Genomic DNA, 12622 nt, shown 5'->3' with positions numbered 1-12622 from the left:
GTGCCCGTCGGCAAGCGGCCCCGTCGCGGGCCGGCGTCACGGTTCGCGGCGGAAGAGCGCCGTCCACAGGAACGGCTCCCCGAAGTACGGGGAGGCCGGGGGCTCGTCGCGCATCGGGCGCAGTTCCAGCTCGGTCAGGTCGGCGAAGATCGCCCGCAGCGACTCGGCGGTGTAGGCGAGGCCGCCGTCCAGCGCGCCGGTGCGGTACAGCTCCGCGTCGGGCAGTTCCGAGCCCATGGCGCCGGACGCGAAGCAGGTGAGGGTGAAGTGGCCGCAGGGGGCGAGCAGCCGGTCCAGCAGGGCGAGGTAGCTGATCCGGCGGTGCGGCGGCAGGTGGTGGAAGCAGCCGGAGTCGTGGACGAGGTCGTACGGTCCGGTCAGTTCCGTGTCCATGAGGTCGAAGGCGTTGCCGCACAGGTAGCGGACCGCGGCGGTGTCCGTCCTCTCGCGGGCCCAGGCCACCGCCGCCGGGGACAGGTCGACCGCGTCCACACGGAAGCCGCGCGCGGCGAGGTGGCGGGCGTTGCGGCCGGGACCGCAGCCGAGGTCGAGGGCGCGCCGCCCGGTGATGCGGCCCGCGTCCAGCCAGCGGGCGAGATGTTCGTCCGGCTTGTCCGCGAAGAACGGCACCGGCCGGGTCCGGTCGGCGTAGAAGTCGTCCCACCATCCGGCCGCCCCGGCCGTCCAGCGGTCCGCGGCGGGCGCGAACAGCCCGTCCAGCAGCGTCAGTACGTCGTCGGTGGTGCGGATGTGACGGTCCATGGGGCCCTCGCTTCCCTCGCCTGCCGGGCACCGTGAGCGTAGGCGGGAGGAGGGAATCAAGACCAGGTCAGGGGGTGTTCGACGACCCTGCCCGCAGGCTCTCTCGGAGCCGTGAGGGGGTCGGCGCGAGGGAGCGAAGGGCATCACCCCGGGGGCGCGGGGAAAACGCGGCACGGACCCGCCGCCGCGGCCGGGTGACGGCGCTACGCGCAACGCCCGGGGCACTTTTCCGGCGGTCCGGGGGCCGACGTGCCGGGGGCCGACGTGCCGGGGGCCGACGTGCCGTGGCGCGGCGTGGGCCTCACCGTGCCGTCGCCCTGCGCGGCAGCCAGATCAGCATCAGCAGCGCGCCTGCCAGCAGGACCGCCGTGGACGCGCGAAAGACCAGGGCGTAGCCGTCGGTCAGGGCCTGCGGGGTGCCCGCGTCGCCCGTGCGGGCCGCGGCGATCGTCGACATCACCGCGAGCCCCAGGGAACCGCCCATCGTGCGGGAGGTGTTGATCAGACCGGAGACCAGGCCGGCCTCCCCCGCTGCCGTGCCCGAGGTGGCGAGGGCGGCCAGCGGGGTCATGGCCATGCCTCCCCCGAGCATCATCAGCACCCCGGGGATCATGATCGTCGTGACGTAGGGGCCGTGCGCGGTCATCGCCGACTGCCAGCCGAAACCGGTCGCCGCCACCAGCGAGCCGAGCACCGCCACCGTGCGCGGCCCGGCCGAGCGCATCAGCCGCGGCGCGGCCTTGGAGCCGAGGACGACGGCCAGCGAGCTGGGCACCAGGGCGAGTCCGGCCTCCAACGGGCTGTAGCCCAGCACGTTCTGGGCGTACAGGGTCATGAAGAACCACATGCAGAACATCGTCGAACCGCTCACGAACATCGCCGCGTTCGCCGAGGCGACCGAGCGCAGCCGCAGCAGGCCGAGCGGCATCAGCGGGGACGCGGTGCGCGCCTCCACGACGAGGAACAGCGCGATCAGCACGAGGCCCGCGGCCAGCGGCGCCAGCGTCTGCGGCGCCGTCCAGCCCCGCGCCTCGGTCTGTGAGATCCCGTACGCCACAGTGGCCAGGCCGGCCGTGACCAGGACGGCGCCCGGCAGGTCCAGGCGCCGCCGGTCGCCGGTGCGGCTCTCCGGGAGCCAGGCCAGCGCACCGGCCAGGACGACCGCACCGACCGGCACGTTGATCAGCAGGACCCAGCGCCAGGACAGCACGTCGACCAGCACCCCGCCGACCAGGCCGCCGGCCGCGCCGCCGCCCGCGCCGACGGCCGCCCAGGTGGCGATCGCGCGGGCCCGGGCGGCGCCCTCGGGCACGGCCGCGGTGAGGATGGTCAGCGTGGAGGGTGCCAGCACGGCCGCCCCCAGGCCCTGCACGGCGCGGGCCAGCAGCAGCTGCCAGCTCTCCTGCGCCAGCCCGCCGCCCACCGAGGCCAGCGTGAACAGGCCGAGGCCGACCAGGAACATCCGCTTGCGCCCGTACAGGTCGCCGGCCCGGCCGCCGAGCAGCATGAACCCGGCGAAGGCGATGGCGTAGGAGTTCACCACCCACTGCAGACCCGACGCGCTCAGGGCGAGGTCGGTGCGCATGGAGGGCAGGGCCACGTTGACGACGGACACGTCCAGGACGACGAGGAACTGCCCGGCGCAGGCGAGCGCCACGACCAGCCAGGTCGGCGGGGCGGAGCGGGTGGGGGCCGGGGCGGGCGTGACGGCGGCTTCGAGCATGGGTGTCATGCTCTCAACCGGCCGTCGCCCCTTGCATCGGGATTTCGCCCGGGCGCCCGCTCCGCCCACGGTCCTAGGACCGCCCCGCGGCCCTCCCAGCCGGCCTGACCGCCGTTCAGATGGTCATGACATGGTCAAGAAATCGTTAGCTGACCAAAGCATCGGAATAGTTGCCCATGCATACGGGTTGCTGCTGGTCATGACACGAACGACGACCGACCAGCCCGCCCGGTCAGCGAGCGGGGCCGTCGTCCCGGTGCTCGCCTTCGCGGGCATCGTGGTCGCGGTGATGCAGACACTGCTCGTCCCGGTGATCAAGGACCTGCCGCAGCTGCTCCACACCGCGCCCAGCAACGCCACCTGGGTCCTGACCTCCACCCTCCTCTCCGGCGCCGTGGCCACCCCGATCATGGGCCGCCTCGGCGACCTGTACGGCAAGCGGCGCATGCTGATCCTGAGCCTCGCCGTGATGGTGGTCGGCGCGCTGATCAGCGCCGTCACCGACGACCTGCTCACGATGATCGTGGGCCGCACCCTCCAGGGCTTCGCGATGGGCGCGATCCCGCTCGGCATCGGCCTGATGCGCGACACCCTGCCCCGCGAGAAGCTCGGCTCGGCGATGGCCCTGATGAGCTCCTCCATCGGCGTCGGCGGCGGCCTCGCGCTGCCCGCGGCGGCGCTGGTGGCCCAGCACGCCGACTGGCACGCCCTCTTCTACGGCGCCGCCGGTCTCGGCGTCCTCTCCATCGTCCTCACCCTCCTCACCGTCCCCGAGTCCCCGATGCGCGCCGAGGGCTCCTTCGACGTGCTCGGCGCGCTGGGCCTGTCCGCCGGCCTGGTGCTGCTCCTGCTGCCGATCACCAAGGGCAGCGACTGGGGCTGGGCCTCCGGCACCACCCTCGGCCTGTTCGCGGCGGCCGTCGCGGTGCTCCTGCTGTGGGGCGTGATGGAACTGCGGCTCAAGGCGCCCCTGGTCGACCTGCGCACCACCGCCCGCCGCGAGGTCCTGCTCACCAACCTCGCCTCGATCATGGTCGGCGTCAGCTTCTACGTCGTCTCCCTCGTCCTGCCCCAGCTGCTCCAGCTGCCCACCGCCACCGGGTACGGCCTCGGGCAGTCCATGGTCGTCGCGGGCCTGTGCGTGGCCCCGCTGGGCCTGACGATGATGTTCACGGCGCCGGTCTACGCCCGCCTCTCCGCCCGCTACGGCCCCAAGGTCACCCTGATCATCGGCCTGCTCGTGATCGCCGTGGGCTACGCCGGCGGCCTCGGCCTGATGAGCGCCGCCTGGCAGACGGTCATCACCTCCGTCATGCTCGGCGCGGGCATCGGCCTCGCCTACTCCTCGCTGCCCGCGCTGATCGTCGGCGCGGTCCCGGCCTCCGAGACCGGCGCGGCCAACGGCCTGAACACCCTGATGCGGTCCATCGGTACGTCGGTGTCGAGCGCCGTGATCGGCATGGTGCTGGCGAACACCGCGCACCATGTGGGCGGTGTGGCCGTGCCGACCATGCACGGCTTCCGGGTGTCCTTCCTCATCGCCACCGTGGCGGTCGCGGCGGGCCTGGCGATGGCCCTGCTGCTGCCGGGACGCAAGCCCTCCGCTGTGCCGCAGCTCGTCGCCTCCAGCGAGGAGGACGCGAACCTGGCTCGGGCCGAGGAGGCACTGCGGGGCTTCCGCGGGCGGGTGCTGTCCGCGGACGGTTCCCCGGTCGCCCGGGCCAAGGTCACGCTGATCGACCGGCGGGGGCGGCAGGCGGGGGCGACGGTGTCCTCGGCGGACGGCAGCTATGCACTGGCCGTGCCGGCGTCCGGGCCGTACGTGGTCGCGGCCAAGGCCGTGGGGCACGCTCCGCTGGCTTCTGCGGCGAGCCACTCCGAGGGTGACCTCTCGGTCGAGCTGGATCTTTCGTTGCCCGGTGAGACGGTCAGCGCGTAACGCCTCATGAGGTGCCCCGGGCTCTGCCCTGCGGCGGGTGCCGGTGCCGGTGCGTTGTGGCTGGTCACGCGGTTCCCCGCGCCCCTTCGGGCGCGCTTGCACCACCCCCGGTCGAGAAGTCGGCCGGGGGTGCGGCAGCATGGGCGCCCTCCGTCGACGTACGACCGAAGGAACGCCCATGGCCCCCGCCCCCAAGCCCGAGATCCTCGCCGCGTTCGAGGCGGCCAAGGGGTTCATGCCCCTCGACGAGGGGCTGGCGCTGTACGCGGCCGCCGTGGAGGCGGGGGCGCTGGGACTGCCGTTGCTGGAGGTCGGGACGTACTGCGGGCGCTCGACCGTGCTGCTCGCGGACGCCGCGCGGCAGGCCGGGGTCACCGCCGTCACCGTCGACCATCACCGGGGCAGCGAGGAGCAGCAGCCGGGGTGGGAGTACCACGACCCGGAGACCGTCGACCCCGAGATCGGGTTGATGGACACGCTGCCGGCCTTCCGGCGGACCCTGCACCGGGCGGGTCTGGAGGACCACGTCGTCGCGGTGGTGGGGCGCTCGCCGCAGGTGGCGGCGTTCTGGCGGACCCCGCTCGGGCTGGTCTTCATCGACGGCGGCCACACCGACGAGCACGCGAACGCCGACTACGAGGGCTGGGCGCCGCAGGTCGCCGAGGGCGGGCTGCTCGTCATCCACGACGTCTTCCCGGACCCCGAGGACGAGTTCACGGGCCAGGCGCCGTACCGGATCTATCTGCGGGCGCTGGCGTCGGGCGCGTTCACGGAGGTGTCCGTGACGCGGTCGCTGCGGCTGCTGCGGCGTACGGGCGGCGGAATCTGAACACCGGGCGTCCGCCCCGGTTAGGGTGGCAGGCGTGTCGTATCTAGGCCCGGAATTCGATCCACCCCCGCCTCGCCGCTTTCCCCGCCGCCCGCTGGTCGTCGGGCTCGCGGCGCTCGTGCCGGGCGCGCTGCTCGGCTGGCTGGTGTACGAGGCGGTGGGCGTCCCGGGTGGCGCGGGCGGCACGGACAGGGGATCCGCCGTGGCGACGGCCCGGCACACCGGCGGCAGCCCCTCGGCGCGGGACGACGGCAAGGCTCCCGGCGCATCACCCACGCCCGCCGCCTCCGCGCCCTCCGTGTCGGCCTCCCCGCCCGGAGCGTCCGCCCCCGCGGCCTCCGGTCCGCTCAAGGGCAAGGTCGTCGTCATCGACCCCGGCCACAACCCCGGCAACGTCCAGCACAGCGCCGCCATCAACCGCAAGGTGGACATCGGCACGAACTGGAAGGAGTGCGACACCACCGGCACCTCCACCAACGACGGCTACGCCGAGGCCCGGTTCACCCTCGACGTCGCCCACCGGCTGCGCACGTTGCTGCAACAGCAGGGCGCCACCGTGAAGCTGACCCAGGACGGCGACCGGCCCTACGGCCCGTGCGTGGATGAGCGGGCCCGGATCGGGAACACCGCGCGTGCCGACGCCGTCGTGTCGATCCACGCGGACGGCTCCGCGTCCGGCAACCGCGGCTTCCATGTGATCCTGCCGGCGGCCGTGCACGCGGGCGCCGCCGACACCCGCGCCATCGTGGGGCCTTCGCGCGATCTCGGCGAGCGCATCGCGGGCAACTTCGTGCGCGTCACCGGCAGCGCGCCCTCCAACTACGTCGGCGACGGTACCGGGATCGTCACGCGGAAGGACCTCGGCGGTCTCAATCTGTCAACGGTTCCCAAGGTGTTCATCGAGTGCGGCAACATGCGCGATAGCAAGGACGCAGCGCTGCTGACCAGCGGCGCCTGGCGGCAGAAAGCGGCGCAAGGGATCTCTGAGGGAATCGTGAGTTTCCTGCGCGGGTAGGGATCAGCGCGCTCTTCCCTGCGGACAGCCTCGTCGGCCGGACGATAATGTCGTCCCTACGATGAGGGGCCACCCCCGCGCTTCACACCGGGGCCTGACGGCGACATGGTGACAGCGACGCCTCTTCCGACGACGAGACGACCTATGAAGGACCTGAAGTGAATATCCGCTCCCTCACTCGAGGCGACGGCGTGGTGATCGGAGCAGCGGTGTTGCTGTTCATCGCGTCGTTCCTCGCTCAGTCCGGCTGCAACGCCCCGGACCCGTACTGCAACGCGGTCGACCGCATGAACGCGTGGGACAGCCTCGGAATGGGACTCGGCGTCTACATGGCCGGGGTGATCGGCGCCGTCCTGGTCGTGCTCGCCCGTCTCCAGCCGGGTGGCTCGCGGAAGATCGCGGGACAGGACCTGGGGGCGTTCGGCACCGCTGTCACCGTGGTGGTCGCATGGATCCTGCTGTGGTCCCTGATCGACTCCGGCAACGCCGGTGCCGGTCTCATCCTGGGCTTCCTCGCCGCCGTGGTGCTGGCGGGCGGCGCCATCGCCACGCCGCTGGTCGGGGCGCTCCAGGCGCCGCTGATGCCGGCCCCGAAGCCCGCCGCTCCGCAGCCCTACGGCGCCCAGCCGCAGGGCGGTTACGGCTACCCGGGCGCGCAGCAGCCGTCGTACGGCGGCCAGCCGCAGCCGGGCGGTGCCCAGCCCTACGGCGGGCAGCCGCAGGCCGCGCAGCCGCAGCAGGCCGCCCAGCCGCAGGCGCAGGCGCCGGCCGGGGACTTCTCCCCGTTCTGGTTCGCGGTGCCGGTGCCGCGGCCGCTGTACGCGGAGGACGGCTCGCCGACGCCGATCGCCGAACTGGCGCCGGGCACCTGGTACTTGGCGGTCGAGCAGCGCGGTGCGCAGCTGGTCGCGCAGACGCAGGACGGACGCCGGGGCGTGCTGCAGGACACCTCGGGCATCCAGCGCGGCTGACCGCCCGCACTCGTCGCCTCACGGCCCCTCGCCCCTGCCGGGCGGGGGGCCGTCGCCGTACCGACGTCCTGAACTCCTAGGAAGGGGCGGCCAGTGGGGTCTTCCGAGGCACGCGTGTCACTTCTCCCGCAGCCTCCCCCGGGGCACCGGAACCCGCCGACGGGGCAGGGCTGTTGGGTTTCATGCCGGGGCCGGCGGCAACACGACGGGTATGTCCCCTCGATATCGCAGCAGCGCGAATCAGGCCGGGACGGTCGTCGCCGTCGTCGCCGACGTCATGGCCGTCATCCTCGGCCTGTGGATCCTGATGTACCTGCTGGACGCCAACCGGGCCAACGATCTGGTCCGGTTCGTCCACCACACCGCGGACTGGCTGGCGAGCTGGTCCCGCGACCTGTTCACCTTCGACGAGGCCTGGGCCCGTGTGGTCGCCGGTTACGGCCTGGCCGCCGTGGTCTACCTCTTCATCGGCCACGCGATCGCCAACCGCATCCAGCGTCACTGACGGCAACGGGCGTCGCAAACTTGATCGAAAAATGAGCCAAGTTACCGACGAGTTGGCGTAGGGTCACTCCTGCTCGCCCGGTCTTCGGGGTGAGCCCATGAAGGGGGAAAGACTTGACCATGCGTCACAAGATCGCGGCCCTGGCCGCGAGCACCGTTGTCCTGGCCTGCGCCTCGATCGCCACCGCCACGTCGGCGTCGGCGACCGTCGACCCGCCCGGCGGCGGCTGGGACCACACGTACACCACCTCGGACGCCAAGCACGGCGGCACGGTCTACGTCGCCGAGTACGGCGACGTCATCTCGCTGTGCGACACGGCTGCCGACGGCTACGCGCCCCGGGTCGAGGTCTTCAGCGAGGAGAGCATCGCCGGGCTGTACGACCTCCAGTACACGCTGACCGCCTCGGGCGGCGAGGGCTCCTGCGTGTCGAGCCGGGCTTCGCAGGGCGGTGTGCACGACCTCCCCGAGGGCAGGCACATCAGCCTCACCGTGTACCTGGGCCCGGACCGCAAGTACCAGACCACGCACAACTACCTCAACGACAACTAGGCAGTGAGCCGCGGCCCGTCCCGCCCCACGTCACCGTGGCGGTGGGACGGGCCGCGTCGTTTCCGGCCGTCGCGTCGCTCAGGCGCAGCAGTCCGTCTCCAGCCCCGTCGGCAGCAGCTCTGCGCCGAACACCGCGCACGTCGCCTCGTGGCCCCCGAGCGCAGCGACGGCGAGGAGCAGCGACCCGGCCGTCCACGTCGTCAGCTCGCGCGGCCAGATCGCGTCGTCGTCGAAGACGTACCCCGTCCAGTACAGGCCGGTGGCGGGGTCGCGCAGGTGCTGGATGGACTGGAGGATCTCCAGGGCGCGGTCGGACTCGCCCATCGCCCATAGCGCCAGGGCGAGTTCGGCGGACTCGCCGCCGGTCACCCACGGGTTGGGGATCACACAGCGCACCCCGAGGCCGGGCACGACGAAGTCGTCCCAGCGTTCCTCGATACGGGACTTGGCCTCCGCGCCGGTCAGCGCACCGCCCAGCACCGGGTAGTACCAGTCCATGGAGTAGCGGTCCTTGTCCAGGAACCGCTCCGGGTGCCGGCGTATCGCGTGCCGCAGGGTGCCCGCCGCCAACTCCCAGTCCGGCTGGGCCTCTTCACGCTGCTCGGCGATGGCGAGCGCGCAGCGCAGCGCGTGGTGGATGGAGCAGGACCCGGTGAGCAGGGCGTCCGCGGTCGCCGTGCCGTCGTCGTCGCGGCGCCAGCCGATCTGCCCGCCGCTCTGCTGCAGGCGCAGCACGAACTCGACGGCCGCGTACACGGTCGGCCACATCCGGTCCAGGAACGTGTCGTCTCCCGTGGACAGGTAGTGGTGCCACACCCCGACGGCCACATAGGCGACGAAGTTGGTCTCGCGGCCGGTGTCGGTGACGTCGTCGTGGGCGCCGTCGGCGTAGGCGGCGTACCAGGAACCGTCGTCGTTCTGGTGGCGGGCGAGCCAGTCGTAGGCCCGTTCCGCCGCCGCGTGCTCACCTGCGGCGTCGAGCGCCATGGCGGCCTCGGTGTGGTCCCACGGGTCGAGGTGGTGGCCCCGGAACCAGGGGATCGCCCCGTCCTCCCGCTGCACGGCGAGGATGCCGCGCACGGTGGCGGCGGCCTGCTCGGCGGTGAGGACCCCGGGCAGGACGAGGTGTTCTGTCCGGGGAGTGGTCACGTGGCGTCCGCCTCTGCGGACACGGCCGGCAGGTGCGGCTTGGTCGCGTAGACGACGAAGCTCTTGCCGATCAGCGGATTCAGTGCCTGCTCGGCGACCCGCGTGGCCAGCGGCTTCTTCATGATGTCCCAGACCAGCAGCTTGTGGTAGGCGCGCACCGGCAGCGCCTTGTCGTTGTCCACGCCGAACGCGCACTTCAGCCACCAGTACGGCGAGTGCAGCGCGTGCGCGTGGTGGGTGCCGTAGGGCTTCAGGCCGGCCTCGCGGACCTTCGCGAGCAGTTCGTCGGCCTTGTAGATGCGGATGTGGCCGCCCTCGACCTCGTGGTAGGCGTCGGACAGCGTCCAGCAGACCTTCTCGGGGCCGTAGCGCGGCACGGTGATGGCGATGCGCCCGCCGGGCCTGAGCACCCGGACCATCTCGGCGAGGACGCCCTTGTCGTCGGGGATGTGCTCCATCACCTCGGAGATGATGACGACGTCGAAGGAGTCGTCCGGGAAGGGCAGGGCGAGGGCGTCGCCCTCCATGGCGGTGGCGCTCGCGCCCTCGGGTGCCTCGCCGGCCTCCTTCATCGCCGCGAACCACTTGGCGACCTCGCGGATCTCCTCGCCGTTCTGGTCGAGGGCCACGACCTGGGCGCCGCGCCGGTAACACTCGAAGGCGTGCCGGCCGGCTCCGCAGCCGAGGTCCAGGACACGGTCGCCCGGGGCGAGCGGGAACCGGGAGAAGTCGACGGTCAGCACGTGGCCCTGCTTTCGGAGTGGCTTTCGGTGGAGACGGGTGCGGTCGGGTCGAGGCCCGGCCGGCGGCCCGGGAAGGCGTCGATCGCCTCGCGGTAGCGGGCCACGGTCCCCTCGGCGGCCCGCGCCCAGGTGAAGTGGCGCAGCACGCGCTCGCGGCCGGCCCGCCCGAGGCGGGTGCGCAGCGCCGGGTCGCCCAGCAGCCGGCCCAGCGCGGCGGCCAGCGCCCCGGCGTCGCCGGGCGGCACCGCCAGGCAGGTCTCGCCGTCCCGGCCGGCGACCTCGGGGATCGCGCCGCCGGTGGTGGCGACCAGCGGGGTGCCGGTGGCCATGGCCTCGGCGGCCGGCAGCGAGAAGCCCTCGTACAGCGACGGCACGCAGGCGACCTCGGCCGAGCGGACCAGGTCGACGAGTTCGGCGTCGGAGATGCCCTTGACGAAGTCGACGGCGCCTTCGAGGCCGTAGCGCTCGACGGCCTGGGCGACCGGGCCCTCGGTGGGCCGCTTGCCGACGACGACGAGGTGGGCGTCGCTGTGCTCGGTGCGGACCTTGGCCAGCGCCTCGACGAGGAAGACCAGGCCCTTGAGCGGGACGTCGGCGCTGGAGGTCGTCACGATCCGGCCGGGCACCTTGGCCACGGAGGCGTCCGGCGAGAACAGCTCGGTGTCGGCGCCGATGTGGACGACGTGGATACGGTCCTGCCGTACGCCGAGATGGTCGACGATCTCCTGGCGGGAGGTGCCGGAGACGGTGAGCACGGACGGCAGGCGGCGGGCGACGCGCTTCTGCATGCGGGTGAACGCGTACCAGCGGCGCACCGAGCAGCGGCGCTGCCAGGTCCCGGCGGCGTCCAGCTCCAGCTGCCGGTCGACGGTGATGGGGTGGTGGATGGTCGTCACCAGCGGTGCGCCGAGGTCGCCCAACAGGCCGTAGCCGAGGGTCTGGTTGTCGTGGACGACGTCGAAGTCGCCGCGCCGGGCGCGCAGATGACGGCGGGCGCGCAGGGAGAACGTCAGTGGCTCGGGGAAGCCGCCGGTCCACATGGTGCCGACCTCGAGGGCGTCGATCCAGTCCCGGTACTCGTCCCGCTTCGGGGTGCGGAAGGGGTCGGGCTGGCGGTACAGGTCGAGGCTGGGCAGCTCGGTCAGGCGCAGTGCGTCGAAGCCCTCGTCCAGCACGGGGTAGGGCTGCGCGCCGATGACCTCCACCCGGTGGCCGAGGCGGGCCAGTTCGCGCGAGAGGTGGCGGACGTAGACGCCCTGACCGCCGCAGAACGGGTTCCCTTTGTAGGTCAGGAGCGCGATGTCGAGCGGTCGCCCGCCGTCCGCGGCGAGGTCCTCACGGGACCCCGTCCGACTGGCCTCAGCGGTCACTCCGGGCCCCTCTCTGCCTGCTCCGTCCCGCGAGATTACGCCGGGACGCTAATCTAGAACAAGTTTCAGACTTGATCGTTCAGGAGGCTCTGAATCTACCGGCAGGTAGCGGCGCTGTGAGCAGTGGATCAGGTGATTCACACCACGGGTGCGCGGCTGCCATGCTGACCGAACGCACGCCCTCACCGAGTGTCACGGACGGGACCCATGCCTGCGCACGTCAGTTCCCCGAGCCCCTCCCCGCTCACCGAGCGGCAGGAGGAGCGGCGCCGCCGCATCCTGCGCGCGAGCGCGCAGTTGGCCGGCCGGGGCGGGTTCGACGCCGTGCAGATGCGGGAGGTCGCGGAGGCCTCGCAGGTGGCCCTGGGCACGCTGTACCGCTACTTCCCCTCCAAGATCCATCTGCTGGTCGCGACCATGCAGGACCAGCTCGACCACATGCACGGCACGCTCCGCAAGAAGCCGCCGGCCGGCGAGACGGCGGCGGAGCGGGTCGCGGAGACCCTGATGCGTGCCTTCCGCGGCCTGCAGCGCGAGCCGCACCTGGCGGACGCGATGGTCCGCGCCGTGACCTTCGCCGACCGCAGCGTCTCCCCCGAGGTCGACCAGGTCTCCCGCCGCACGACGGCGATCATCCTGGACGCGATGGGCACCGCGGACCCGACCCCCGCCCAGCTCTCCGCGGTCCGCGTCATCGAACACACCTGGCACGCGGCCCTGATCACCTGGCTCTCGGGCCGCGCCTCCATCGCCCAGGTGACCCTCGACATCGAAACGGTGTGCCGGCTCATCGACCTGACGGAGGAGGAGCGCGGCGCGTGACGCCCCCCAGGCCGCCGGAGCGCCCACCCCTGCGGCGGCGTTCCTACGGCCCGGTAAAGTAGCGCCGTCGTCATCACACCCGTACAGGGGGAAGCCGGTGCAAATCCGGCGCTGACCCCGCAACCGTGAGCCGCCCCGTGGGGTGGCGAGCCGGATCGCCCGGTGCGGACGTGAACGGCTCACGCACCGTCGAGGTCTACGGAGCCGAGCCGCCCGGGATCCTCCCGTGCTGCCCGGCTCCGC

12 protein-coding genes and 1 riboswitch are annotated in these 12622 nt (G+C 72.6%); of the genes, 7 read left to right on the top strand and 5 right to left on the bottom strand.

The genetic code is table 11. The features are described 5' to 3' along the window. Positions 1–36 precede the first annotated feature (36 nt). Together ACZ64A_RS10420 and ACZ64A_RS10415 are read right to left on the bottom strand one after the other, a co-directional pair. A complete protein-coding gene (locus ACZ64A_RS10420) occupies positions 37–762 on the bottom strand; it encodes a class I SAM-dependent methyltransferase (protein ID WP_469809529.1) in 726 nt (241 codons plus the stop codon). A 301-nt stretch (positions 763–1063) separates the two neighbouring features. After that, on the bottom strand, positions 1064–2485 hold the full coding sequence (locus tag ACZ64A_RS10415; RefSeq protein ID WP_469809527.1) for a DHA2 family efflux MFS transporter permease subunit: 1422 nt from the start codon (positions 2483–2485) through the stop codon (positions 1064–1066). Positions 2486–2684: 199 nt separating this feature from the next. On the opposite strand from ACZ64A_RS10415, the gene ACZ64A_RS10410 reads away from it, so the two are divergent. The 6 genes from ACZ64A_RS10410 to ACZ64A_RS10385 all read left to right on the top strand — a co-directional run bounded on the left by ACZ64A_RS10410 (position 2685) and on the right by ACZ64A_RS10385 (position 8295). Beyond that, positions 2685–4424, top strand: a complete 1740-nt coding sequence (locus tag ACZ64A_RS10410; protein WP_469809526.1) for an MFS transporter — start codon at positions 2685–2687, stop codon at positions 4422–4424. Between the two features lie 178 nt (positions 4425–4602). After that, positions 4603–5253 carry a class I SAM-dependent methyltransferase gene (locus tag ACZ64A_RS10405; RefSeq protein WP_469809525.1) on the top strand — a complete coding sequence of 217 codons (651 nt, stop codon included), beginning with the start codon at positions 4603–4605 and terminating at the stop codon, positions 5251–5253. Between the two features lie 34 nt (positions 5254–5287). Further along, complete coding sequence (locus ACZ64A_RS10400; protein WP_469809524.1) at positions 5288–6268, top strand: N-acetylmuramoyl-L-alanine amidase; 981 nt, start codon at positions 5288–5290, stop codon at positions 6266–6268. Between the two features lie 158 nt (positions 6269–6426). After that, positions 6427–7239: a DUF5336 domain-containing protein gene (locus ACZ64A_RS10395; RefSeq protein ID WP_469809523.1), complete on the top strand. Its 813-nt coding sequence runs from the start codon at positions 6427–6429 to the stop codon at positions 7237–7239. A gap of 211 nt (positions 7240–7450) precedes the next feature. After that, entirely contained in the window at positions 7451–7744 is a 294-nt protein-coding gene (locus ACZ64A_RS10390) for a hypothetical protein (protein WP_469809522.1), read from the top strand. Positions 7745–7863: 119 nt separating this feature from the next. Then, positions 7864–8295: a hypothetical protein gene (locus ACZ64A_RS10385; protein WP_469810157.1), complete on the top strand. Its 432-nt coding sequence runs from the start codon at positions 7864–7866 to the stop codon at positions 8293–8295. A gap of 78 nt (positions 8296–8373) precedes the next feature. Here ACZ64A_RS10385 and ACZ64A_RS10380 read toward each other — a convergent pair whose 3' ends face one another. The 3 genes from ACZ64A_RS10380 to ACZ64A_RS10370 are packed head-to-tail and all read right to left on the bottom strand — an operon-like array spanning position 8374 to position 11557. After that, the gene (locus tag ACZ64A_RS10380) at positions 8374–9444 is read right to left on the bottom strand and encodes a prenyltransferase/squalene oxidase repeat-containing protein (protein ID WP_469809520.1); all 1071 of its coding nucleotides are present in this window, start codon (positions 9442–9444) and stop codon (positions 8374–8376) included. Continuing rightward, positions 9441–10187, bottom strand: a complete 747-nt coding sequence (locus tag ACZ64A_RS10375; protein WP_361634632.1) for a class I SAM-dependent methyltransferase — start codon at positions 10185–10187, stop codon at positions 9441–9443. The genes ACZ64A_RS10380 and ACZ64A_RS10375 overlap by 4 nt, the downstream gene beginning before the upstream one ends. Next, positions 10181–11557: a glycosyltransferase family 4 protein gene (locus tag ACZ64A_RS10370; RefSeq protein ID WP_469809519.1), complete on the bottom strand. Its 1377-nt coding sequence runs from the start codon at positions 11555–11557 to the stop codon at positions 10181–10183. The genes ACZ64A_RS10375 and ACZ64A_RS10370 overlap by 7 nt, the downstream gene beginning before the upstream one ends. A 207-nt stretch (positions 11558–11764) precedes the next feature. Between ACZ64A_RS10370 and ACZ64A_RS10365 the strand changes: the two genes are divergently transcribed. Beyond that, positions 11765–12379 (top strand): TetR family transcriptional regulator, encoded by a 615-nt coding sequence (locus tag ACZ64A_RS10365; protein ID WP_469809518.1) that lies wholly within the window; start codon positions 11765–11767, stop codon positions 12377–12379. A 59-nt stretch (positions 12380–12438) separates the two neighbouring features. Next, positions 12439–12560: riboswitch (cobalamin riboswitch) on the top strand. Positions 12561–12622: the final 62 nt, after the last annotated feature.

It is taken from the genome of Streptomyces sp. NPDC104814 (genome assembly GCF_055583185.1).
This window is presented reverse-complemented; position numbering and strand designations above follow the sequence as displayed.

Bases quoted from the DNA above. Each gene is read 5' to 3' on its own strand.
- ACZ64A_RS10405 (WP_469809525.1), top strand. From the start codon at position 4,603: ATGGCCCCCGCCCCCAAGCCCGAGATCCTCGCCGCGTTCGAGGCGGCC.
- ACZ64A_RS10410 (WP_469809526.1), top strand. From the start codon at position 2,685: ATGACACGAACGACGACCGACCAGCCCGCCCGGTCAGCGAGCGGGGCC.
- ACZ64A_RS10365 (WP_469809518.1), top strand. From the start codon at position 11,765: ATGCCTGCGCACGTCAGTTCCCCGAGCCCCTCCCCGCTCACCGAGCGG.
- ACZ64A_RS10385 (WP_469810157.1), top strand. From the start codon at position 7,864: ATGCGTCACAAGATCGCGGCCCTGGCCGCGAGCACCGTTGTCCTGGCC.
- ACZ64A_RS10420 (WP_469809529.1), bottom strand. From the start codon at position 762: ATGGACCGTCACATCCGCACCACCGACGACGTACTGACGCTGCTGGAC.
- ACZ64A_RS10390 (WP_469809522.1), top strand. From the start codon at position 7,451: ATGTCCCCTCGATATCGCAGCAGCGCGAATCAGGCCGGGACGGTCGTC.
- ACZ64A_RS10415 (WP_469809527.1), bottom strand. From the start codon at position 2,485: ATGCTCGAAGCCGCCGTCACGCCCGCCCCGGCCCCCACCCGCTCCGCC.